Raw genomic sequence first — 23279 nt, forward strand, 5'->3', positions numbered from 1 at the left:
CCACGCAAGAACTTGAACAGCTCATAGAAGCACAGACAGAAAGCCCAGATCTTGATTTCAAACAAGATTGTTCATGGAACGCAAAGAAAATGGCTTAAGATTTTATTGCCATGTCAAATCTTAAGGATGGTGGGTATATTATTATAGGTGTACGGGAAGATGTCTTTAATTTTTTTGCTGAGGGTGTTAGCGAAGCTAATATTAACTCTTATAAAGTTGATATAATGAAAGATCAGATGTTAAAATATACTGACCCAGCAGTTGAGATCAAAGTAAGTTATCCAATGGATATATGTCGTGATAAAAGTAATGTCATTCAAAGAAATCCCGGTTTTTTCTAAGTGTGATGTGGATGGCGAATTGAAAGCAAACATGCTTTATTACAGAAATTCAAATCGTCGGGTTGAAAGCGCACCAGTCTCAAATGCCAATGATCTCCGCGACATTATAGAACTCGCAACAGTAAAATTAATGCAAAGGAGAAAAGCATTTGGATTTTATGCGGAACCACAAGAACTTGGAATCTTAGACAAAGAAATACAGAATATTCCTAAATCACCATTGCTCGGAAACAGCGCGGAGAAAATGGAGCAGACCTTTTACATCAACAAAGGCAGCAATATCACTTTGAAGTAAGCTTATAACCTCATGGAGGGCAGATAAGTCAATAAAGACCTGACCAGCAAGGAAGGCCAGCTTTACAATGCCTGGTTACAGGCCGACTTTAAGCAAAGCGATGATAACGGCAACTTTAAGCTGAAACACTACCATGAAAATTATGGATATGACCTGGAGGCAGTATTGAGCAAACATCCGATCAAAGAGTTGGGCAATGATGACTTTAAGGCAAACCTGATAGATTCCCTCAGAAAGGTCAACCTCCAGTCCGCTACGTTTAAAAACGGCAGCACTGAACAAAAGCAATACATCGAAGCCAACCTCAATTTAAGACGATCAATATTTATGACAGCGGCATGCAGAGGCTTGACAACCGCCAGTCGAAATCAGAAAAACAGGCTGAAGGCGAATGCCATTCGGTTAAACAGGATGGTAAAAATGAAAGGCAGGGAGTTGCTGAAGATGATGGCCCTGAGATACCCAAGGCTGCGAACAAAAAAAAGAAAGGCAAACGCCATCGGTATAACTAAGCTAATGAATTGTAAAACTTAAAATGCTGTATAATGAGCAACCAGCTTCCCGTAATCAGATGATCAGTACACTGCGAAGATTAGGCGTTGAGCCCCAGGCGGTCGAACAACCATTAGACCTTTCGATTCCTGAAAACAAGATGATGCTTGCTTTTTATCTCGCGGCACCTGAAGTTGAAAACGACCGCAGGGCACTGAATGTGTTCCACGGTATGCGCAGGGCAAAGAAAGAAGGCCGTGTAATAGGTATCGCTCCTCTGGGTTATAGTAGTAAGGTTACAGAAACAGGTAAAAAATATATCGCAATTAAGGATGATGAAGCCGAAATAATGCGATGGGCGTTTAGTGAGCTCGCAGCCGGTAAGTTAAATACAGAACAGATATGGAAAGAGGCGCGGGCAAAAGGGCTGAAATGCAGCAAAAATACATTTTGGAATTTTATCCGTAATCCTGTCTATGGCGGAAAGGTCTTCATAGCGAAGTATAAAGATGAAGAAAGTTTTTAGTACAAGGGTTGCATGAGCCGCTTATTTCTGAAGCGTTGTTTTATGATGCACAGGATGTATTAGATGGACGCAAAAAGATAATGAGGACAAAGATAGCTGTTGATGGAAATCTGCCGCTACGTGGCTTCATTTTGTGTCCTCGATGCGGAGCTGCTTACCGGTAGTGCCTCTAAAGGGCGTACAAATTACTATCATTATTACCATTGTTCGGCTACCTGTGGCTTCAGGCATAAGGCTCCTGAAGCCAATGAATTGATTGTCGATGAAATAAGAAAATATGTAAGGCCGTTGCGCTCACTGAAACTTTATAAAGAGGCTATTTCGACGGTTTACAAAAGCAAGACCAGAAACCAGCGTTCGGATGTACAGCAATTAAAAGTACAGTTAGAGGAATCTAACAGAAGATTATCTAAGGCGAGGGAGTTGTTACTTACAGGAGATATTGAGGCTGACGATTACCGGACAATAGAATCCGAAACAGAAGAGAAGATTAACCGGATGGAAGCTAAGTTAACTGCCACCGCAAGTCCATCCATCAACATTGAAACTCTGCTGGATATGGCCATTTCAAATATATCGCAACTGGATACTTTATATGAGCAAGGTACTGTAACCTAGCAAAGAAAGATAGTTGGTTCGATGTTGCCCGAAAAATTGACTTTTAACGGATTTCGTTATCGAACCACAAGAGTTAACGAAGCATTGAGGCTTTTGTTACTGTTTGATAAGGCTTTACAATGCAAAAAAAATGGGACAAATCAAATGTTTTCTGACTTGTCCCAAGAGGTGAACCGGTTGGGACTCGAACCCAAGACCCATACATTAAAAGTGTATTGCTCTACCAACTGAGCTACCGGTTCTTATGCTTATTTGTGTATGCTTAAGCGGCTGCAAAAATAGACATTATTTCATTCCATCCAAATAATTTTAGACTTTTTTTGCATGCGCTCCAATGCATCCGAAAGCGCCCCTCATTTTTTTGTAATTTCGCTGGTAGTAAGCTCATTTCAATACCTGTATGGACAAAAGCATTAATAAGTACATCAGCGATACCGGTTTCTGTAGTCGCCGGGAAGCTGATAAATATATAGAACAGGGCCGCGTTACCATCAACGATAATGTAGCTTCAAAAGGCAATCGGGTAGAGGAGGGCGACGTAGTGGAAATTGATGGCGAACGGTTAAAGAAGAAGCAAGCTACGGTGTATATAGCCCTCAACAAACCGAAAGGCATTACCTGTACTACCGATCAGAAAGACAAAACCAATATCATCGATTACGTTAATTTTAAATCCCGCATATTCCCCATCGGTCGGTTGGATAAATTATCAGAAGGATTGATTTTCCTGACCAACGATGGTGATATTGTGAACAAAATATTGCGTGCCGGTAACCAGCACGAAAAAGAATACGTAGTAACGGTAGATAAGCCCATTAACCTGGAATTTATTAAAGCCATGCGCAGTGGTGTGCGCATCCTGGGGGTTTATACCAAACCATGTTTCGTGCAGCAGGAAGGTGCGCAGCAGTTTCGCATCATTCTTGTTCAAGGATTAAACCGGCAGATACGCCGCATGTGCGAAGCGCTGGGCTACAATGTGAAGTCGCTGCGCCGTACCCGTGTCATGAGCATGACGCTCAAAGACCTGGCCCCTGGCAAGTGGCGGTTCTTCACCACCGACGAGATCAATACACTGAACGCCATGGTGGCCAGCAGCAGTAATACCGAAAAGGGTAGCAGCTTCACCGATGGCATGGATGAATAAAACCTATGCGCTACTTTATTGATACGCCCAGACTAGCCCTGCGCCGGTTTGTGCTGACAGACGATGTATTCATTCATCGACTATTGAATACCCCCACCTGGATACAATTCATCGGCGATCGTCATATCACCGATCTTACTGCGGCGCAAAACTATCTGCAAAACGTACCCTTTCAAAGCTACCAGGCCTACGGTTATGGTCCCTGGCTGGTGTATGGGAAACAGGAAAAAATGCCCATCGGCATGTGTGGCTTTTTTAGGCGGCCCTTCCTGGTTGCGCCAGATGTGGGATTTGCCTTTCTGCCGGCATTTGAAGGACAGGGCTTTGCGCGCGAAGCCCTTACCGCCTGTATGGATTATGCCCGCAGCATTTTAGGGTTTCCGCAGTTATATGCCTTCACCTTTCCTGCCAATGAACGCTGCATCCGCCTGCTGGAAAGAACCGGCTTCCGCTACCAGGAATTGATTCATTTGCCCAGTGAAGTAAAACCTATGATGTTGTTTACCGCTACTTTTCCCTTGTCATCTAAAATCTAAATATCTTCATCCAAACGGCTGCCCTTGAATGTAGTTTATCAATCGGGTATACTGGCTATTTCACCCGTTTACAACGGCTGGCAGACCAGACTACTAGGATGGTTGGGAAGTGTACAGGTATACCGTAAAATGGCGTGTAGGCCTTGCTGTTAGTATCTGCTTAGGTAGCAATAGCATTACAGCCGGCAGTGATCTTCCCACTTTACGGTATAAATGTTTCTATTGTAATGGCAGCAAGCAGGCCAATGGCATATATTCCAGGGCAAAAGCGCTGGTGTAGGGCATGGTTTCTATCCGGGTGTTGGTGTGGAGGTGGTAGCGTTGCTGTATCAGTTTGTTGCCTTGCAGTTTAAAATTTACATCGATACTATCTGGTATGTCTTCCTGGGAAAATAGCCATCGTGCTTTAATGACGCCTTGCCGGATGCTGCCCCGCAACATGCCGGTGTGGATGGTTTCGTCCGCTATTTTTACCACCATGGCGCCCGTTACCAGGCTGGTGCCAGGGCCAGGGTGGGTATTGGTGGTGCGTACGCCCACTGATGTATACGGCAAGGCCGCAGCATAAAGTAATAATGCGTACATGGTGCAGGAGTTTCTTAACGCCCGCAAATCAGGTGTCACCTGCAAAACCATGAATTTGTACAGTCTGTACCAAGGGCATCAAGCGATGACAAACAATTTATACCTTAATTTTGCTGTTTATGCACAACACCCGCCACCGATATTTTGTCATCAACAAGCCTCATGGCATGTTGTCGCAGTTCATGACCCGCTTCGAAGGCGAGCAGCACCTGCCCATGCTGGGGGCATTGGACTTTCCTTTCCCGGAAGGTACGCATGCCATTGGCCGGCTGGATAAAGACTCCGAAGGATTGTTGTTGCTCACTACTAACCAACGGGTTACCCGGCTGCTGTTTAATAGTAAGGTGCCCCACGAACGCACTTATCTCGTAAAAGTAAAACATGCTGTAACGGCAGAGAAGCTGCTCTTGTTGCAAACTGGCATTCCTATCCGTATTAAGGGTGGACTGTTTTATACTACGCCTCCCTGCAACGTGCAGATCGTATCCCCCCCTGCCCACTTATTTGCCCGCCTGGGTGAGCCGCCAGACTATGGTAAGGTTACCTGGCTGCGCATCACCCTTACCGAAGGCAAATACCACCAGGTACGCAAAATGGTCAGCAACGCGGGCCACCGGTGCCTGCGGCTTATCAGGGTTTCCATTGAAGCGCTGTTGCTGGGAGATTTACAACCTGGCCAGGTGTTGGAAATAGGCGAGGAAGATTTTTTTACACAATTGAAGATAGAAAATTGGCAGCCGGCTGCTTTGCGGCAGTAGTGGTGAAACAAGATATATAATTGGGCAGCCATTCCTCAAACCGTTCTGAAATTCATGACCCTTTCTTCGAAAACTTCATTAGGCACCAGCGCTTTATTTTTCAGCCGCGTTTTATAAGAATAGATGGTTTTTACAGCATATTCCAGGATTTGCGCAATCTTCTCCGTTTCCGTAATCCCGATGCGGATCAGCGCAAAAATGCGCAGGTCAGTATTCAGTAGCTCCCCGTTTTTTAGTATAATCTGGTCTTCCGGCGGAAATAGTGTATTGATGTCCCGCACGAAATTCGGGAACAGCTTCAGGAATATTTTGTCGAAGTTGCGGAGCAACTCTTCCTTGTCTTTGCGTGGATCTATGCTATAAACCACGATTCGCAGCTGCCTGTATTTCTTATCGGATAGTTTTGGGACTTTTTATAGCTTGTCCAGCCCGCAAAGAAAGCGGCATCCATATTAAAATAGTAACCGATCGCTGATCGGTGGAGCCTCCGATCTCAATGCCATCATTGCAATCGTCTTTTTTGTGATGCGCGTTTTACAACAAGGCATCCTTCAGTACTGCCACCGTAACCAGTAGTTGGCCATTGTGCCGCATCGTATGTTCTGCAGCATGAAAAAGCAAGCCTATTACAGTACTGGGTAATTGTTGCCGGCCCACGCCCCGGAAATCTTCCAGCGTAGCAGCGTCTGTGTTGGCCAGTTGAGCCAGCATAAGATCTATCTGTCGGTTAAAATTCTCCAGTAATATTTTAGGGTGAAGGGAATGTTCTTCCTTTCCTTCAAAGCCCAGGGCTTCCAGTTGGGTGGGACTTAGCATTTCTCCACGGGCATAGGTGGCCAGGCGGTCCAATACCCCGCGCAGGTGTTGGAGGTGAAACCCGGGAGAAGCCATGCCAGCAGGTTTCTTCCACAAAAGCTCGGGTGGAAAATCTGTCATCACTTTATTTACTTCCTCCCTGGCCTGCAACAAGGCATGGGCCACCGGTTGCAATAGCCCGGGTATGCCGGCCACCGGGCCGCGCATCCAGTATTCAGGAAGACTAATAGCATTGGTCATGCCCTTAATGTACAAAATGCCTGCCTGTAAAACAATGCATTTCACTGGTGAGGAATGGCCCTGCTTAGTTGCCTGGGATAATACATTATTTACATATTAAATTTATATTATATTTACTATCATTTTGTCCCTTATTCTTTTACTTTATGCGTGTTAAGCCCTTTGCCTTATTCCTGTCCATTTTTCTGAATGCCATTGCACCCGCATTTGCCGGGGGAGAGAAAACCAATATCACCATTGCCTCCCAGCAGGAGGTCTATACTTTCATGAAGGGGGATAAAGACCATCCCGTTAACGTCAAAGTACTGTTGCTTACTACCTTTCGTTGTAATGAATTTCATACCACCCTGCCTTATGAAGCTTACTACAACGACCAGATAACGGTAGGTGATCTGCGGGTATAGGTAAATGGTTCCCACAACAAGAGCCTACAGCCTTTGTTTTCGCAATACGAGGTAGACGATATTTTTTATTCCGATGCCCAGCTTTGCTCCCTGAAAATGCCGCTGGAAAAGGTAGGTGCCGAAAGCGCAGTTGGGCTTCTGCGCTGACAGGCTGGTATTGCACATACCAGTTTGGCAGTGGTAACCAATATGTTTTATGGGCGTTTGAAAATAGTAAGGAGTCCATAAATTCAGCGGCCAGTTCGTTTAGGCGCACAGGTTGTCGCGGCAGGCAAAGCCCAGCCATCAGCAGGCCGGAAATAACTGGTTGGCATGAAATGCAAGTAAGGTTACAGATACTTAAATTTAGTTCAGCCGCTTACAAATTGTACAGGCCAGGGGACAAGGACTAGTATTGAATAAAAAGATACTATGTTGTATGTGCCAGGTGTTAATGGAACGTTTTTAAGAATAGATGATAGCGGGTGAACAAGGTATTACTTACGTATCAGTTTGCCTTTATAAAGCGGGCAGGAGGGCATGTTGGTACTTTTTGTAATTATAAACTATCCAAAATACTTTGGAAAGTGAAGCGCTTTATCCGAAAAATTAAATGTTTTAACGCATAGTTTAAGCAATATATATTTAAAGAGATTTCTCCCGGCTGTCTGCCGAAATGGGCCATGTGACGCTGTTGTAGATTATTTATATACCAGATATCTGGTAGTTGGTACCCGTTGTACTACACCAAAGTTATGTTCATTATGCCTGTACCTGGTACATAATTATTGGAAATCATTTTTATTTAGTAAATTAAAGCTGTCAACGAATACGCCGATCCATAATACCGTACCGAAAACCAAATATTATGATTGCAGGACAAAGTGGGCGTCCATACGTTTGCCTGTTCGTTATGGGACTTCTGTTATTGCAGATTCCCGTATCTGCCCAGCAAAAAAAATCGGCCGCCGCTGTCGATAGTGCGCTGCTAGCCAATGCCCTGCATGACCGTCAATTTATTTTTGTACCACAACAAATGATGCCCATGGCAGGCCGCATGCGCACTGTTACACCAGATTTCTCTATAAAATTGAATGGAGATACCTTAATATCTTACCTACCTTATGTGGGCCGTTCCTACTTGGCTCCGGTAGATGCAAGTAAAGGTCCGTTGGACTTTACCACCACGGTAACCTATGATCAGCAAAGTCGCAAAAAGGGTGGGTGGACTATCATTTTGAAACCTATTGAATCAATGGATGTGCAGCAATACGTATTAACTGTATTTACTAACGGGAGTACCAGTTTGCAGGTGGCCAGTACAAACCGGCAGCCTATTTCCTATAACGGCTATCTTAAGCCGGTGATAAAACAATAAATATCCGCTATGAAAAGTGTATAAGAACACGAATTACCCTCCGGTACCAGCCGGGTTTCTAGGGAAGATTGGACTTCTGATTATTTTGCAGTAATAATAGTAATTACAATATATTAACGAGTGATGATTGCCTTATAGCTAATTTTAAAAACCTTACACCACAACTTACCCCTTCAACATTAGTATCGTGAGAAGCACAACTCAACAACAATTGATTCGCATTTTCGGTGACCAAATGACATCGGTTATTGAACAACACGCCACTCCCATGACCATTCCGCCGGACGAGGTGATCCTGGTGCCGGATGCCTACGTAAGAATATTACCCTTTGTATTGGAAGGGTCTATCAGAATTTACCGGGTAGATGAAGAAGGCAAGGAAATTTTTCTTTATTATGTGGAGCAGTCGCAAACCTGCGCCATGTCGGTACTGGCCTGTCTGGGTGGCGACAAAAGCAAGATTAAGGCGGTAACAGAAACCGAAACGCATTTACTGGCCATCCCGTCTAGTTTTGTGGAAAACTGGATGGAAAACCAAGTAGTTTTCCGCCGGTTTATTCTGCACACCTGCGAGAAGAAGTTTGAAGACCTTTTTAGAGCCATCGACAGCCTGGCATTTAAAAAGCTTGACGAGCGCCTGCTGGATTATATCCGCGAATCCTGCAAAACCGCTGGCAATAACTTTATTACGATGACGCACCAGGAGTTGGCACGCGAGATGAATACATCGCGGGAAGTAGTATCCCGGCTGCTGAAACAAATGGAGCGGCAAGGGCTGGTGCGTATGGCGAGGAGTCGCATTTCGCTTGTTAAACCTTCCAATAATTAATGCCTGTGTGACCAATGTCACATTAAATCATCGGAAGAAGCATTTACTTTTAATATAGATACATTACACAGTAAAAATCCTGTTCCACTATCCCGGCTCTAGCCTGGTGGGAACTATCCCAATGTTCAACTATGTCAGGTGCTGACCATTACAAACAATATAACGATGCGGCGCAATTCACTGAAGCGGATTGGATAGCCGGACTTACCGCACGCGATCATACGGTGATTGCGCTGTGTTACGACCGGTATGCGCCTGCCCTCTACGGGTATATCCTGAAAACCGTTAAAACTGAATCGGTAGCCGCACCCATCCTGTCGGCGGCTTTCTTACATATTATAAAAGGCATTGGTGACTTTGTACCGGGAGATGTACGATTATTTACCTGGATGTTACGGATTACCCACTTGGAAATGATCCGGCAAACCGGAGAAGGATTTGAACTGCCGCCCATGGCACATGGGTTGCCAGGTGGTAGTTAAGTTAAGGCTGAGGCGTCCGTGCATCCGGAATTTTATAACCGTCACTATCCTTTATCGCCTAACACCCCGAATTTTGCTTGCTAAGTAGTGCCGTAGCGTTTCCCCTGTAAGTAAGGAAGAAAATCTTGCTGAATCTTTTGGATGCCTGGGTTTGAGCCTTGTTGAATAGCCTTATAAAAGGTGTGCTAGGAATGCGTGGATGCCAGGCCATAATCCGGGGCGGCCCCTTCTGCCAGGGCAGTACGGATAGCCATGCGCAATGCTTCCTGGGGAGGACAAGTTGCTGCAAAAGTGTAGTTCAGGGTATCTCTTTGTTCATTTTCACCCAAGGTTTCCGGCCAGTATTTTACCTGCTTGCGCGCATCCAAGCCTGGAAACTGCGCCGCAAATTGCGCATTTACCTGCTCCAGCAGGGCATCGATGCGCTGGCTTACCTGTTGTATATCCTGTGCCATGAGATTGCTTTTGGCAAATGGTGCAATCATCATTCCATAAAATATGCGGGCAAGTAAGTGGCCATTTGCCTTTTACTTGCCCGCTTTAAGCAGGTATAGCATTGCAGCACCTGTAAGGTGGTAGGCCTATCGCTGCATGAATTTCCCAATCCGTTCCTGACCAGTGATTACTTGCGCCCGCAGGTCGTTGAGCAAGGTGTACAGTCCGAAATAAGTGCGATTTACATAGAGTGAATGCCGGCTGCCCCTGGCTACTTTTGATTCTTTTAATTCCTTCAAGTTAGACAGGTATTCTACATAATCATACATTTCCTGAAAATACGCATCGTTGCCAAAGTCGAAATGCTCCTGCCGGAAAGGGATGGTCAGCAGGTCAATGAGGTGTTGGAACAGGCCTGCATAAAACAGGATGTCCTGTTCGGAATCGTTATCGTGTATCATTTCCAATTCGCGATACACTTTGCGGCGCCGCGTTTCATCTTTCAATACCTCGGGATCGGTGAGTTGGAAATAATTATAATAAAAATTTTCAGGAATTTCCTTTACACAGCCAAAGTCGAAAATACCCAGCCTTCCATCTGGCTGCATTAAGAAATTGCCGGGATGGGGGTCTGCATGAACTTTGCGCAGGCTGTGCATTTGGAATTGGTAAAAGTCCCACAACGCCTGTCCTATTTTATTGCGTACCTCCTGGCTGGGGTTGGTTTGCAAAAATTCCTTCAGGTGCAGGCCCGGCAGCCAGTCCATGGTAATAATTCGGTCGGAGGAAAGTGCAGGGTAGTAACGCGGAAATACCAAATTAGGGATATGGGCGCAATGGGCAGAAAGTTCTATAGAGCGTTCTAGTTCCAGGTGGTAGTCCGTTTCCTCTAGCAGTTTGCTCTCAATTTCTTCAAAATACTGATCCATATCTACTTCGCTCAGCCCGGCAATACGCATGGCAAAGGGTTTTATGAGGCGAAGATCGGAGCGTACGCTATGGGCAACTCCCGGGTATTGGATCTTTACCGCCAGGGTTTTGCCGGCTAGTGTAGCCTTGTGTACCTGTCCAATAGAGGCAGCATTACTGGCCTTCAGCTCAAAGGTGTCGAACAGGGCGGAAGGTGTTTTGCCCAGTGTTTTTTGAAAGGTATTTACCACCAGTGGTCCGGACAGGGGCGGAGCGCTGTATTGCGACATGGCAAACTTATCGGTGTAGGCCCTTGGCAGCAGGCCTTTGTCCATACTCAGCATTTGTGCAGCTTTCAGGGCACTTCCTTTGAGGTTACTGAGGGTATTATAAATATCTTCCGCATTATCTTCATGCAGCGCATCCTTCGTCGTGGAAGGATCTATGAGTTTGCGGGTGTAATGTTTTATATAATTGGTGCCTACTTTAAGGCCGGTACTCACAAAGCGGCTGGCGCGCTCTACTTTGGAAGTGGGAATGCTGGATTGTTCTTTCATAATTCAAACTGCGTTGGCGTGGGCCGGCTGGCAAAGGTCACATGAAACACAAAAGCGGGCCGGGCTATTGTTTGCCGGAGAAGATAAATTTTCCGAAATCCAGGATGCTGTCCAGCGTGTTAGTGCCGATGAGCTGGAAGCTCAAGGTTACTGCTTTTTCGATGGCTGCATCTGTCATTTCAAAACGATCGCTGGTGTCGTCCAGCCAGTATTTCAAGACAAACAGTGCTTGCAGCCAGAAGCCGTGTACATATTTGTCGGAAATGTATTTACGTTCCTGTATCTCATTGGTAACATAACCGGTTTTAATGATACCGGCGGCAAAATCCTTGAAGGCTTTGCGGAAACTGTCCAGTTGATCATATTGCAGGATGGGCAATTTAATGCGGCGTTCTTGTAGCAGCAGGTAACTGCGGTTTTCTTTCAGATTTTGTACCCATAGGAAGTAAAAAGCCAGGAGTTTTTCGGAGGCACTGTACTGCTGGTAGGTTTCGTCACTTTGCAATTGTTCCAGCGTATCATTAAAGATGGCCAGCCAGATATCCTTTTCAATAGCCTCCAGGGAAGAATATTGATCGTAGAACTCCGATTCCGGTATGTTCAGGCTCTTACTGAGTGCGAATACGGACACCGGCGCATTGCCGTTTTCCAGCCAATACATTTTATATGCGTCGCGAATGAGTTTTTTCTCCATAAGAATATTTTTTCGGTGGATGGTGTGGGAGGCTTGGGTGCTATACAAAGCTAAGGCTGTTTTGGTTACCGGGATGTTAAAATAAGGGTGTTTTTAGGAGGTTGTTTGGATAAAAACGGGGATTTTGAGGCCTCTTTAAAGATTTTTTGCCAGAAAATCAGAAAACGGGGAAATGGGATCACCCTTTTTTTAGTGTTTCCTGTTATAGAAGTAACCAGGGCGTTAAAGAGGGTACAACCTACCCGCAACGAATCCGGAAAAAGTCTGGGAGAACGCTTATCCTGGAACGCTTTTTATTAGAAGGTTCTTTAATAGTACAGAGTGCTTATCACTACTGCCTTTCGACTGGGTTTTATTAGGAAATAGAATTGATCAAATGCCAACCACTATATCGTAACCGTGCAGATGCCAACATGAGATGAATGCCAACGAGAGAATGATGTGAACAAGAGATGATTTGCCAGCCAACTTAGAGATTACTAGCTGAAAACAGCAGAAGACACATGCCAACAAGAGAAGGAAAGTAACGGTGGCCCGGCTGCAACTGGCAGCAGGGTCTTCGTTACAATTTTAAGCGTATTGATAAAAAGTACTGAGAAGTTACCTGAAATTTATAAAGTTAAAAAGATTGCTTTCAGTTCATCCTTATTTGATCAGGGGCAACCTGTAAAACAGATAGTCATTATGTCATTCAATTACCCCCAAAGCAGGCAGGCGTAAATTTTTAGCTTCAACATGTAATTGCTATTAACAAGAAACGTGGCAGACCGGCAATCGTACAATTGAAAACTTCTGGCGTATACCGGGGTGTACATCAATTATTGGCGATGCTTTCTGAAGATAGCCACTCGGCCTTTCAACTGTTGTTTGAATGATATAAAGACCACATCTACCGGGTAGCCATAGTGTATGCAAAATCTACCACCACTGCGGAAGAAATTCTTCAGGAGTGTTGTTGAAAGTGTGGTTAAACCGGAAGCATCTTTTTTTAATCAGGTTTGAATCCTGGCTATACAGTGAAGCTAGGAACATGATCCTGGATCAGGTACAATACCTGGCCATAAAATGGAAAGTCTCTCATCAGTACGCCCGTCAGCCAATAGCCTCATAAAATACTACAGAATATAAATAAGAAACGCCCAGTATGCAGAACTGCTGCGGAAGGCCCTCCTGAAATAACCCCCGCGCCAGGCCATTATACTAAAGATGGTCAAGGAAGAAAAATTATCCTACCTACAAATTGCTTTGAAACTTAATATATAGCCATTTTCAGTGAAGACCCCGCAGCCAGCAATTATTCAGCACTTTACGGGAAAACAGAAAGCAGGCCAGCGAGGCTTACCTATTTGATGAGATCGCTTATTACGCATGTCGTTTTTTAAAATCCATTATCATAGCTTCCTGAAATGCTATAAAATTTCGGGGAGGTACAAGAAAAGGAATGACATAAAAAAAGCCAGCAACATCCCTGTAGATGTACACTGGCTATATGCTGATGGATGATGCCTGTAGTATACCCGCATCCTAGTTTAAGGCACCGTTCAACGCGCGTTTTGCGGTGCGGGCAGCTTTGCGGGCATGCCGGCTAATTTTTCCTTCGGCGCTGTCTGCGGCATCTTCAATTTCGTCGAGGGCATCCGTATTTTTAGAGAGGTAGATAATCACACCAGCTGCGGCCACACCTACTAAGAGGGATGCGAGAAGAATCTTTTTCATAATGTATATTTTATAGTGAGAAGATATTGTTGCGTTGTCAATATTTATGCAAGCGTTGTGCCAAGGGATGCGGTAGGAAATGTTAAAATGCCGTTCCCTGCCGTGGCAGCCCGCCGCCTGTGGGCAGGGGCGCTGGGGCATATTCATCTATATGGGGAGCATGCACCGCTTTTTACCCCAACATGATGCGCTAAATGGGCGGAATGCTATGTAAAAGGACATACAGCGAGGCTGTGATTATATTTTTTCACTAATTACGCCTATCTTGTTCCCTTCTATTTACTAACAAGACATGAAAACATCACAAACCATCCTGGGGATAGACCTCGGTGGCACCAATGTAAGAGCAGGCCTGACCGGGCCTGGGCAGGAGTTACAGTTGGCCTCCACTCGCATCAGGGCCAACGGCCCGGTGGAACACGTACTTGAAGATATTTACTCCGTTACCGACCAGTTATTTCATCCGGGTATTTCCGCTATAGGCATAGGGGTACCTAGCGTGGTGGATGTGGAGGAAGGTATTGTGTATGATGTGCAAAATATTCCTTCCTGGCGGGAAGTGCCGCTGAAAGCCCACATGGAGGCGCGGTACAAGGTGCCGGTGCTGGTGAATAATGATGCCAACTGCTTTGTGTTGGGCGAAAAATATTTCGGTAAAGCTAAAGGAGTACACGCTGTAGTGGGCCTGGCCATTGGCACCGGTATGGGAGCCGGTATTGTAGTGAAGGACAAGTTGTTTTCCGGTACCAACTGCGGCGCCGGTGAGTTTGGAATGGTGGCTTACCTGGATCAGTTTTACGAATATTACGCCAGTGGCCAGTATTTTAAAAATGTACATCAGTCTACCGGCGAAATATTCTTCCAAAAAGCGCAGCGTGGGGAGTCTGATGGCCTGGCCGCTTTTGCTGAATTGGGAACGCATATTGGCAATGCCATTAAAATGATTCTCTATACTTATGATCCGGAAATGATTATCCTGGGAGGTTCCATTGGCCAGACGTATCCTTTTTTCCAGGAAGCCATGTGGGAGCGCATTCGCACTTTACAATTTGGTAAAACGGTGGAGCGGCTGCGCATCAGTGTTTCTGAACTGAAACATGCCAATTTGCTAGGCGCCGCCAGCCTGTGGTTGGACGCGGAGTTGTAATAGCAGATCAAGCATGCGGGGGCCTGGACTCCAGGAGCTTGAGACCTTGGAGCACTGTTTGGATAAGCTCCTCTATGCGCTGCAATTGTGCGGGAGTATAATGAATGTAAGCGTACTGGAAAAATTCCTGCCAGGTAAGCGTAGCCCCTTCGCTGGATAAGGTACTGCCATCCCGGAACTGAATGAATAAACGGTTAAAGCCTGTCAGCAATTGATAATCTCCCTTCATCTGCTGTAGCAGCTTGTGCAGCGGCAGGCAGGGAAGGTGCTGTAAGCTGGCTGCATGCGTTTGCTGATACGCATTTTCCAGTAAGATATAACTGATCAGCGATGCGGGAAGCTTCAGGTAAGCAGCCAGATAATCGGCCGTTGTAACATCCGGGATGGGTGGATAGACTGAATTCACATTCTTGTAATTTTAGTTAGAAAATGCACCAGACCTTTTGCCGGAAGCCAGTAAAAAGGGGGCGTACATTAGACAGCTTTTTTAAAATCTTTCAATTGAGTTCCCAGCCAATGCAAGGGCCGGTTTTTAAGCAGGTGATGCATTAATTTTTATGGCAGATCTTCTCTCCGGTATTCCGTCTTTTGACATGGACAGGCAGCGTAATAAATAATTCAAATACGATAATTAAACGCTCAGGTTGGTTAACACCTCGTTAATCACTGATATAATCCCTATTATTTTGATCCTTTTTGCCGCAAAATAAATGGATGTAATGCCGTTTTACTTTGGAGTAAGTTATTATGAGCCTGCTATTTATATAAAATTTGTTCAGCGGTGTAGTAGGTTTTACGCCCGCCCTTCACCTGTATTTCTATGGGCGATCCGGCCGGGCTGGCAGTTTGTTTGGCGCTATGTATCCGGAAAAAATCCCTTACCTCGCCGGCAATGATGCCCGGGTGGGTTTTGAGAATGGTTTTCTCCGACTGGCTGAGCACGGTTTTAATAGAATGGGCCAGTATCTTCACCTGTTCTGCTGGTATTTTACCGGCAACGGAAAAGGGTGAAATGCCTGCGTCCCAAAGTATTTCATCCGCATAGGCATTGCCTATGCCCCGGATTAGCTGCTGATCCAGTAAAATATTTTTGATACTGGTGCGGGCACCTTCCAACACCGTCTTCAGGTAAGGCAGTGTAAGTTCCAGGGCATCTGGTACCGTGCTGGCTTCAGGATTCAAGGAGGGAAGAGCCGCGCCCATAAAATCTGTCATGACCAACGAACTGCCATCCTGGAAGTTCAGGGCCAGCACCGTGCCTTTTTGTTTTTGATTGCCTGCTGCGTAATGCAACCGGCCTCTTAACATGAGGTGTAATGCCAGCATATCGCCCTGGGAAAATTGAAAATACAGCTCCTTACCGCTGCGGTATACTTTTTTAATTGTTTGCCCGGCCAGGGTATCGTTGAATGCGGAGACTGGTACTTTGATTTTTTTAGACTGCACTAATACTTGCTTCACTTCTTTACCCACCACCAGGCGCTGTAAGTTATGACTGAACACTTGCAGATCGGGTAATTCCGGCATATTTCATCGGATTAAAATGGTTCCATTCTATAGACTGCAACAATCCGGCCATTGTTAGTTATTTATCAATTGGACAATTTGTTGTGTGGCCCGTTTAGCTTCGGGCATTTTAAACAGCCTGAAGGTATTTATCATGTAACGATACACATAATAGTTGCTGTAAATGCCCAGCTGCACCAGCAAACCCCGTAATTTTTCGGCGTTTGGGAAAAGTATATCATCGGTGCCGGTAAACAGGCTGATGCGACCTGCACCATTTAGTGGACTGTAGAGGGGCTTATTAACTGGCTTATCGGCAGTATTCGTATAAGCAGGACCGTTAGCCCGGGTCGTGTGTACAAAGAAAAAAAGGCTAACTATTAGTAAGCAGGTTGTTTTGTGCATGTGATATCCACTAAAAATTACAGCAGGAGAAAATAATAAATTACGCCACGATGCGGATGTTCATTATAAAACGCCGTTACTGGGAAGGTAGCGCAAAAAAAAAACAAGGCCGCCCAATTAGGGTGGCCTTGCTGTAATCAGGTGTTGGAATGGCGTTCCTCTTAAACGGATGTAATGTTAAGAAATTGTTTGAACGCTCATTTAAAATTTTGACCAACAACGGTTATCTAGTGACGAATAACCATTTATTGCTTTGTTTCGAATAGTTTCAGAACTGGTCCAGCTGTGGCAGTATCACAAGAGGGGAGCGGCCATTGGCGGCTCGGCCGTCCGGATTATCGTTGCTGGTCACTGGCAGTTATTCCCTTCTGCCTGCGGTTTTGTTGCCTCCTCAAAAGCAAAATCAGGCTATGTTGGGAGTTGGCTTATAAACAGCAACTTTATTAAACGGGTATCCTGCATGTGCTGTTGGTACAAGTGCAAAGAGGTCAGTAAACCATCTGGGATTATCGGATCATAAACGTTGCAGCACTTTATGGCCCAGGCAAAATACCATCGCGTCTTCCGCCAGCCCGGCTACCGTATCGGGTACTTTGGTGTGTTTGGTAAGCCGGGTGCGGGCGTACCATAACAGGTAGGTAGCACCTAGTGCAGTGGCACTGCCAATGAGGGCGCCCACCCACGCTTTTTGTTTCAGTTGATGTCCTACCTGCGCGCCAGCCAGTCCGCCGGAAATGCCACGGCCTACGAGACTCATGGGCAGGATGCGGTCTTTGGCCATGGGAAGTTTATCGCCCACCAGCTCTCCGGCCGATAGGACCGTCCATACGCTGGCTTTATTAAACCGGATGGATTTATGGGGCTGATGCAGTGCCAGGTCTTTCTGCTGTTGCAATTTACGGCTTACCAGGGCTGGAGCCAGCAAGGCCCGGGAGCCGGCTACCACGCCAATGCCGGCAATGGTGAATATATCTGCAAAAGTGAGCTTGCTCATATGCGTGCGTTTTCCCTACAAGGCTTAAAAACGATGCCAAAGATTGGGGGCAGTCAAATGGTGCAAAGCTGTAGAAGATATGGCCCATCTCCGCAATATTGCCCGCCGGCACATAATCGCATCAGGCTGCATATTTTCCCCAGATCGCCAGTACAGCGGCATTGGCATGCAGCTGCCGGATAGCCTACTCCGATATCCCTTCAAATACTTCGATCACAGTGCCGTGTTCTGCTTTCAGGATGATGGCAGCGCGGGCAGTGGCCAGTTTTGCTTGTTGCAGAATGGGTAGGTGGGTGCGCATAAGGGTATCCAGCTCGCCGGCCTTGCCGGGTTTGGACCGGTATCCTGCTATAGCGATGCGTGACATATGGGAATGTTTTAGTGATCAGGAATTTTTTTTCTTATTAGCCCGGATCATTTCGCCGTATTGTTGTTTGCGTAAAAGGGCATTAACGGTGTCGGCTATACGTTTTGATTGGGTAGCTTCCGTTTTGGCGCTGTCTATCCAATTACTGAAATACATTTGATGAGAGGGGGGCAGCGTGTCAAAAAACGCCCGGGCTGTTGGCTCGTCTTGCAGGCATTCCAGTAAAGTGGCATTTACCTGCATGGGGGTGGTGTCTACGGCTATTTGTACCGACAGGGTAGCCCCGGCGTCTTTACCAATGCTTTTGCGAATAGCGGCGTTTAAGGGGAGGATAAAAGTGCCTTCGCCTATGGGTATCAGCGCAAGCTGTGCAAAAGCCTGTTGATCCAGTTTGCCCTTCACCCGGAAAGATTTTTTCTGGCCCGGCATCAGCTGCTCCGCAACGGCAGCCGGTAGCTGAATGTAGCGCCAGTGGGTTTTTTCACCCATGTCCTGGAATTGTTGTATGTCTGCGGTAAAATGGATCATATCAGAAAGATACACAAATCGGCGCACACCGGAACTCCTGTCGGACCTGTGAAGAACTTAAAGTTTTCCTTATTATCCGTAAACGAAGCGGTCTGGAATATCCAATCGGACTTGGTACTATAAGTATTCGAAACCAGTAAGGGCGTACCCCTCAGCGACTGGCACGAAACGGCAGATGGCAGCATGGTAGGTATTCTGGACCGCAGCGCAGTGGGTGGCTGTTAAAATTTTCAATAATCATCGGCACAAACGGGCTAAATTGCCATAAATTACTCATCCTTGTCTTAACCTATCAGCAGGCTTCTCATCATACCGCCAGCTTTCCCATGTGCTGTTGAATGTTTTAGATCGTTTTTATAATAATATTTTACATGTTTTTCCCAAATAGATGGCATATATATTATCTATTTTACCTATTGCTGACGTACGCTGCTGGTATACGGGCGCAGGACGCCACGCCGCTGCATTTCAGGTCTATCACCATTAATGACGGTTTGTCACAGGGTTATGTTAGTTGCATTATGCAGGATAAACAGGGCTTTATGTGGTTTGCTACCGGCGATGGGCTGAATAAGTACGACGGTTACACCTTCACCGTATACCATCATAATCCGGACGATCCTACTTCCATTGCCAGCGATGACCTGACCTATGTTTTTGAAGATTCTCAACAAAGATTATGGATTGCCACCCGGAATAATGGGCTGGATTATTTTGATCGAAAAACCAATACTTTTCATCATTTCCGTAGCTCCGGAGAACATGGCATCTTATCGGACAAAGTAGGTGAAATCAGTGAAAGCAACACCGGTGCCTTATGGATTGGTACTTACCTGGGCGTAGACCGAATGGAAATATTGCCGGTGCAACATGCTTCCCGAAATAGCGATTTCCTCTCGGAAAATACTATAACCTTTACGCATATACGTGCGGATAAAAATTTTGATGAGAAAAAGCCTGGCGATCCTGTTCGGGGCAGCTTTTTAACAGATAGCCGGGGGCATACTTATGTTGCTACGGCCAATAGGATATATGAGCTTGTATTTAATACAGATAATACCTATCGTTTCGTGAAGAAAACGGTACTGCCTGCGCGGCATAATAATTTTATTTCCGTTCTGATGGAAGATGCCGCCAGTCATAGCCTGTTAATGAATAGCGAATCTGCAGTAATGTTTCCAAATTACGATGTAAACCGCCCGCATACCTTATATGAATACAAAGATCATGTTGCCGGACATGTAGCGGTGATAGCTAAAAACCAGATGTTATGGATGGCAGAAAATCATGGTATTAAGCGCATTCATATACCCGATAATACCCAGGGTTATTATGAGCCGGCAGACTCTTCGCAAACAGATGCACTCCGCACAGCAACGTGTATGTTTTCTGATAGGCAGGGGCTGTTATGGATTGGTACCGGCGGATATGGGATATTAAAGTATGATCCCGAGAAAGAGCGTTTTCATCATATATTACCCAATACGAGACAATACCAACTAGTGGAGCTGCAACCGGGCATTATTGTAACGAATAACTTTGAAAAAATTACGCTGCAGGAAAATAAATCAGCGATGGAACAAGGTAATTGCGCTATTACATCGCTGCAACGGAAATTCCTGAATCATCATGTACTCAGGCTAACCAAGGATACTGCCAATACGTTATGGATACCCGATGGGAGAAATATTACCTCCTATAATCTTCTCACACAGGAAGAACACACCTATAAAGTGTGGAAACAAGCGCAATCTGGTCAGATCTTTCCATTGTACATAGACCGGCATAATACTTTTTGGTTTGGGAGGAAACAACAATTCTTCCACCTTACACTTCCAGGCAATCTGTCTACCATTAATTACCCGTTAAAACAAAGTGATTTTGAGGAAGATTTTTTGCAGGCTATTTACGAAGACGGCGACACCTTGTGGTTAGGTACTATACATGGCCTTTTTCGTTATAGTATTTCCAGGAATAGCATTGAGAAATATTATTACTTTCAACCCAATGACAGTACTTCGCTCAGCAACAACTTCATTTACTGTATTTGTAATGATGTAAGCGATCCCCATCGGTATTTATGGATTGGCACCAAGGGCGGTGGGCTTAACCGGCTGGATAAATCGGCTGGTAAATTTGTTCGTTACAGCACCAAAAACGGGCTTGCCAATAATGTGATTTATGGAATGCTGCCGGGCGATGACGGCAACCTTTGGTTAAGCACCAATAAAGGGCTGACAGCGTTTAATAACAGCACCAGCCAGTTCAGGAATTATGATGCAGACGATGGTTTGCAAAGCAATGAATTTAACCGGTATGCCTATTGCAAAACAAGTAATGGTTGGCTGGTATTCGGCGGCATGAACGGTATTAACTATTTTGATCCTAAAGAAATTAAACCTTTGGAGCCGCCGGATATTTCATTCACAGATTTCCGGCTATTTAACAAGCCTGTGAATATAAAAGCGCCGGATGCTCCGTTAAATACAAACATCAATTATGCAGCAGAATTAAGGCTCAAATATAAACAAAACGTTATCACCTTCCAGTTTGCCGCGATGGATTACCGCCGGGAGGGAAATATTGTGTACCGCTATAAAATGAATGGGTTTGACAAGGATTGGATATACGCCAGCACCGCCCACGAAGCCACCTATACCAACCTGGATCCAGGGAAATACGACTTTATTGTACAGGCCAGTTTTGAGGGTTCATTGTGGAGCAATAAGAAAAAGTCCATATCCGTCATCATTTTAACGCCCTGGTACAAGGCATGGTGGTTTTATTTGTTGGTTACTACCATCACGTGTACGGTTATTTATGCGATGTACAGGTACCGGTTATACCAATTAAAGCGTTTGGAAAAGTTGCGCAACCGTATTGCCAGGGATTTGCACGATGAAGTAGGATCGTCCATCAGCACCATTGCCATCTATTCTAAAATTATGCAGGAGCAGGTAAATAGTGTGGATTTCGATAATGAGCCGTTGATTCATAAGATAAATGACTTTGCTACAGAAATCATGGCGTCCATGAATGATATTGTCTGGAATATCAATACAAAGAATGATGCGTTTGACCGTATCATTATTCGCATGCGGGAGCAGGCTTCTCAATTACTGGAGGCAAAAGGTTATACCGTACAATTCGATTTTGACGAAGCGCTTGGGCGCATGAAGTTAAATATGGAACGCCGGCGGGAGTTTTATCTCCTTTACAAAGAAGCAATCAACAACATTGCCAAATATGCAGACGGGGAAAACGTATGGATATCCCTTCTCGTGCAAAATGGATTTATCTTACTTTCTATAAAAGACGACGGAAGGGGATTTGACAAAGAAAAATTACGTAATACTGGCAATGGGCTGGCTAATATGCAACATCGTGCAGAAACACTGCGGAGCGATTTGAGCCTGGATACGACGCCCGGTTGTGGTACCACTGTTACGTTGAAATTTCATGCAGGATAAAATAGCCTGATTGGGCTATTGCGTAAACCAGGCATCGGAGCTATATTTATATAGGTTTTATGGGGTTATGGTAGCAGCGTAGTTTTAGCATTCAAAAAATTAAGATGATCAAAATCGCCATATTTGACGATCATAAACACCGGCGGGATGCGTTGAAGTTAATGATCAGCTTGAGGCAGGATATGGAATGCATAGGCGACTATGAGCATTGCATTAAGCTGGTGGAATATTTGCGCAATAGCGTTCCGGATGTTGTTTTAATGGATATAAACATGCCCGGCATGGATGGTATTGAAGGCGTGAAGTTGCTGAAAAAACACTATCCCGCTACCCTTATCATTATGCAAACGATATTTGAGGACGAAGAGAAGATATTTAATGCCCTGCTGGCGGGCGCAGATGGTTATATTTTGAAAAACGCGCCGAATGATAAATTGATTGAAGGAATTATCGAAGTCGTTCATGGCGGAGCGCCGATGACACCATCCATTGCAAAACAGGTATTGGGATATTTTAATAAAAGGCCGGATAAGGCTAACCAGGAAGTTTTTAATCTTTCTAACCGTGAAATGGATATCCTTCATTTGCTGGTGAAGGGGTACAGCCATAAAATGATCGCATCGGCATTGTTCATCGCTATTAATACGGTGAATAACCACATCAAAAGTATTTACCAGAAGCTGCATGTACACAGCGTTTCTGAAGCGGTAGCCACCGCTATTCAAAAGAAGATTGTATAAAAACTATCCAGCAAATAAGTGCCATGGCTGCTACATCCTTAGCGAATCTGTGTTAATTAACATGCCATCAACCGTATGGCCGCCGTCTTTTCCATCTCCCTATACCTTTACCTTATATCAGGGTATATGCCGGATATTTACGGGCATCCGTTTGTTGCTGCCATCTCAGAAAAGTGGCGCAGATTTTAAAATAGCCTGTTTAGGCTATTGCTTTCGGCCTTATCTGGAATTAGTTTCGCCTTCATATTTACTAACAACCGTTGCAGGAAAGTCAGTGACATTTCCATCTGAAAAACGGGATATCAACGCCTTCATTCCACGTAGTTTTAGTACACCCTGTCATGGGATTATTGTTCGGTGTAAGAAAACAGGAAGTAACTAAGTA

At 45.2% G+C, this 23279-nt stretch carries 27 protein-coding genes, 1 tRNA gene and 1 pseudogene; 15 read left to right on the forward strand and 14 right to left on the reverse strand.

Features of this window, described 5'->3' with window-relative positions; genetic code table 11:
• Positions 1-110: 110 nt before the first annotated feature.
• From GA0116948_RS12795 to GA0116948_RS21475, 5 genes are all read left to right on the forward strand, one after another.
• Positions 111-341: a hypothetical protein gene (locus GA0116948_RS12795; protein WP_089712767.1), complete on the forward strand. Its 231-nt coding sequence runs from the start codon at positions 111-113 to the stop codon at positions 339-341.
• Positions 310-636 (forward strand): hypothetical protein, encoded by a 327-nt coding sequence (locus GA0116948_RS21460; RefSeq protein WP_205686133.1) that lies wholly within the window; start codon positions 310-312, stop codon positions 634-636. The genes GA0116948_RS12795 and GA0116948_RS21460 overlap by 32 nt, the downstream gene beginning before the upstream one ends.
• 338 nt (positions 637-974) lie before the next feature.
• A complete protein-coding gene (locus GA0116948_RS21465; protein ID WP_205686132.1) occupies positions 975-1148 on the forward strand; it encodes a hypothetical protein in 174 nt (57 codons plus the stop codon).
• Positions 1149-1207: 59 nt separating this feature from the next.
• Positions 1208-1654 (forward strand): recombinase family protein, encoded by a 447-nt coding sequence (locus tag GA0116948_RS21470; protein WP_205686131.1) that lies wholly within the window; start codon positions 1208-1210, stop codon positions 1652-1654.
• A 102-nt stretch (positions 1655-1756) separates the two neighbouring features.
• On the forward strand, positions 1757-2272 hold the full coding sequence (locus tag GA0116948_RS21475; RefSeq protein ID WP_205686130.1) for a hypothetical protein: 516 nt from the start codon (positions 1757-1759) through the stop codon (positions 2270-2272).
• Positions 2273-2441: 169 nt separating this feature from the next.
• Here GA0116948_RS21475 and GA0116948_RS12810 read toward each other — a convergent pair.
• Positions 2442-2514 (reverse strand) — tRNA-Lys (locus GA0116948_RS12810).
• A gap of 158 nt (positions 2515-2672) precedes the next feature.
• On the opposite strand from GA0116948_RS12810, the gene rluF reads away from it, so the two are divergent.
• Both rluF and GA0116948_RS12820 read left to right on the forward strand, forming a co-directional pair.
• Positions 2673-3419, forward strand: a complete 747-nt coding sequence (gene rluF / locus GA0116948_RS12815; RefSeq protein WP_089712769.1) for a 23S rRNA pseudouridine(2604) synthase RluF — start codon at positions 2673-2675, stop codon at positions 3417-3419.
• 5 nt (positions 3420-3424) lie between these two features.
• Positions 3425-3955, forward strand: a complete 531-nt coding sequence (locus GA0116948_RS12820; RefSeq protein WP_089712771.1) for a GNAT family N-acetyltransferase — start codon at positions 3425-3427, stop codon at positions 3953-3955.
• A gap of 219 nt (positions 3956-4174) precedes the next feature.
• Here the strand turns inward: GA0116948_RS12820 and GA0116948_RS12825 are convergent, their stop codons facing one another.
• Entirely contained in the window at positions 4175-4540 is a 366-nt protein-coding gene (locus GA0116948_RS12825; RefSeq protein WP_089712773.1) for a hypothetical protein, read from the reverse strand.
• A gap of 119 nt (positions 4541-4659) precedes the next feature.
• On the opposite strand from GA0116948_RS12825, the gene GA0116948_RS12830 reads away from it, so the two are divergent.
• Positions 4660-5298, forward strand: a complete 639-nt coding sequence (locus GA0116948_RS12830) for a pseudouridine synthase (protein ID WP_089712775.1) — start codon at positions 4660-4662, stop codon at positions 5296-5298.
• 35 nt (positions 5299-5333) lie between these two features.
• On the opposite strand, the pseudogene GA0116948_RS12835 reads toward GA0116948_RS12830, so the two are convergent.
• A pseudogene (locus GA0116948_RS12835) lies at positions 5334-5690 on the reverse strand (DUF6377 domain-containing protein); the annotation flags it as partial.
• Between the two features lie 142 nt (positions 5691-5832).
• The gene (locus GA0116948_RS12840) at positions 5833-6354 is read right to left on the reverse strand and encodes a DinB family protein (RefSeq protein WP_089712779.1); all 522 of its coding nucleotides are present in this window, start codon (positions 6352-6354) and stop codon (positions 5833-5835) included.
• Between the two features lie 146 nt (positions 6355-6500).
• Here GA0116948_RS12840 and GA0116948_RS12845 point away from each other — a divergent pair, with 146 nt between their 5' ends.
• From GA0116948_RS12845 to GA0116948_RS12860, 4 genes are all read left to right on the forward strand, one after another.
• Entirely contained in the window at positions 6501-6758 is a 258-nt protein-coding gene (locus tag GA0116948_RS12845; RefSeq protein ID WP_089712782.1) for a hypothetical protein, read from the forward strand.
• 847 nt (positions 6759-7605) lie between these two features.
• Positions 7606-8115 carry a DUF4251 domain-containing protein gene (locus GA0116948_RS12850; protein WP_089712783.1) on the forward strand — a complete coding sequence of 170 codons (510 nt, stop codon included), beginning with the start codon at positions 7606-7608 and terminating at the stop codon, positions 8113-8115.
• A 187-nt stretch (positions 8116-8302) separates the two neighbouring features.
• Entirely contained in the window at positions 8303-8944 is a 642-nt protein-coding gene (locus GA0116948_RS12855; protein ID WP_123891789.1) for a Crp/Fnr family transcriptional regulator, read from the forward strand.
• A 131-nt stretch (positions 8945-9075) separates the two neighbouring features.
• On the forward strand, positions 9076-9426 hold the full coding sequence (locus GA0116948_RS12860) for an RNA polymerase sigma factor (RefSeq protein ID WP_089712787.1): 351 nt from the start codon (positions 9076-9078) through the stop codon (positions 9424-9426).
• 185 nt (positions 9427-9611) lie between these two features.
• Here GA0116948_RS12860 and GA0116948_RS12865 read toward each other — a convergent pair whose 3' ends face one another.
• The 4 genes from GA0116948_RS12865 to GA0116948_RS21070 form a co-directional block, all read right to left on the reverse strand.
• Positions 9612-9914, reverse strand: a complete 303-nt coding sequence (locus tag GA0116948_RS12865; protein ID WP_089712789.1) for a hypothetical protein — start codon at positions 9912-9914, stop codon at positions 9612-9614.
• A gap of 93 nt (positions 9915-10007) precedes the next feature.
• Positions 10008-11327, reverse strand: coding sequence for an ABC1 kinase family protein (locus GA0116948_RS12870; RefSeq protein ID WP_089712791.1), 1320 nt, complete (start codon positions 11325-11327; stop codon positions 10008-10010).
• A 64-nt stretch (positions 11328-11391) separates the two neighbouring features.
• Positions 11392-12021 carry a TetR family transcriptional regulator C-terminal domain-containing protein gene (locus GA0116948_RS12875; protein ID WP_123891788.1) on the reverse strand — a complete coding sequence of 210 codons (630 nt, stop codon included), beginning with the start codon at positions 12019-12021 and terminating at the stop codon, positions 11392-11394.
• Between the two features lie 1524 nt (positions 12022-13545).
• Complete coding sequence (locus GA0116948_RS21070; RefSeq protein WP_123891787.1) at positions 13546-13737, reverse strand: hypothetical protein; 192 nt, start codon at positions 13735-13737, stop codon at positions 13546-13548.
• Positions 13738-14029: 292 nt separating this feature from the next.
• On the opposite strand from GA0116948_RS21070, the gene GA0116948_RS12885 reads away from it, so the two are divergent.
• Positions 14030-14884: an ROK family protein gene (locus tag GA0116948_RS12885; protein ID WP_089712797.1), complete on the forward strand. Its 855-nt coding sequence runs from the start codon at positions 14030-14032 to the stop codon at positions 14882-14884.
• A gap of 7 nt (positions 14885-14891) precedes the next feature.
• On the opposite strand, the gene GA0116948_RS12890 is transcribed toward GA0116948_RS12885, so the two are convergent.
• From GA0116948_RS12890 to GA0116948_RS12915, 6 genes are all read right to left on the reverse strand, one after another.
• Positions 14892-15290 (reverse strand): hypothetical protein, encoded by a 399-nt coding sequence (locus GA0116948_RS12890; RefSeq protein WP_089712799.1) that lies wholly within the window; start codon positions 15288-15290, stop codon positions 14892-14894.
• A 350-nt stretch (positions 15291-15640) separates the two neighbouring features.
• Positions 15641-16411 carry a DNA-formamidopyrimidine glycosylase family protein gene (locus GA0116948_RS12895; RefSeq protein ID WP_089712802.1) on the reverse strand — a complete coding sequence of 257 codons (771 nt, stop codon included), beginning with the start codon at positions 16409-16411 and terminating at the stop codon, positions 15641-15643.
• 54 nt (positions 16412-16465) lie between these two features.
• Entirely contained in the window at positions 16466-16795 is a 330-nt protein-coding gene (locus GA0116948_RS12900) for an alpha/beta hydrolase family protein (protein ID WP_089712804.1), read from the reverse strand.
• A 514-nt stretch (positions 16796-17309) separates the two neighbouring features.
• Positions 17310-17789: a DUF4126 family protein gene (locus GA0116948_RS12905; RefSeq protein WP_089712805.1), complete on the reverse strand. Its 480-nt coding sequence runs from the start codon at positions 17787-17789 to the stop codon at positions 17310-17312.
• A gap of 184 nt (positions 17790-17973) precedes the next feature.
• A complete protein-coding gene (locus GA0116948_RS12910) occupies positions 17974-18156 on the reverse strand; it encodes a hypothetical protein (RefSeq protein ID WP_089712807.1) in 183 nt (60 codons plus the stop codon).
• Between the two features lie 18 nt (positions 18157-18174).
• Positions 18175-18684, reverse strand: coding sequence for a YdeI/OmpD-associated family protein (locus GA0116948_RS12915; protein ID WP_089712809.1), 510 nt, complete (start codon positions 18682-18684; stop codon positions 18175-18177).
• A gap of 416 nt (positions 18685-19100) precedes the next feature.
• Here GA0116948_RS12915 and GA0116948_RS12920 point away from each other — a divergent pair, with 416 nt between their 5' ends.
• On the forward strand, positions 19101-22154 hold the full coding sequence (locus GA0116948_RS12920) for a sensor histidine kinase (RefSeq protein ID WP_165798451.1): 3054 nt from the start codon (positions 19101-19103) through the stop codon (positions 22152-22154).
• A 104-nt stretch (positions 22155-22258) separates the two neighbouring features.
• On the forward strand, positions 22259-22894 hold the full coding sequence (locus GA0116948_RS12925; protein ID WP_089712812.1) for a response regulator: 636 nt from the start codon (positions 22259-22261) through the stop codon (positions 22892-22894).
• The last annotated feature ends 385 nt before the right edge of the window (positions 22895-23279 follow it).

It is taken from the genome of Chitinophaga costaii (genome assembly GCF_900094705.1).
GTDB classification, from domain to species: Bacteria; Bacteroidota; Bacteroidia; order Chitinophagales; family Chitinophagaceae; genus Chitinophaga; species Chitinophaga costaii.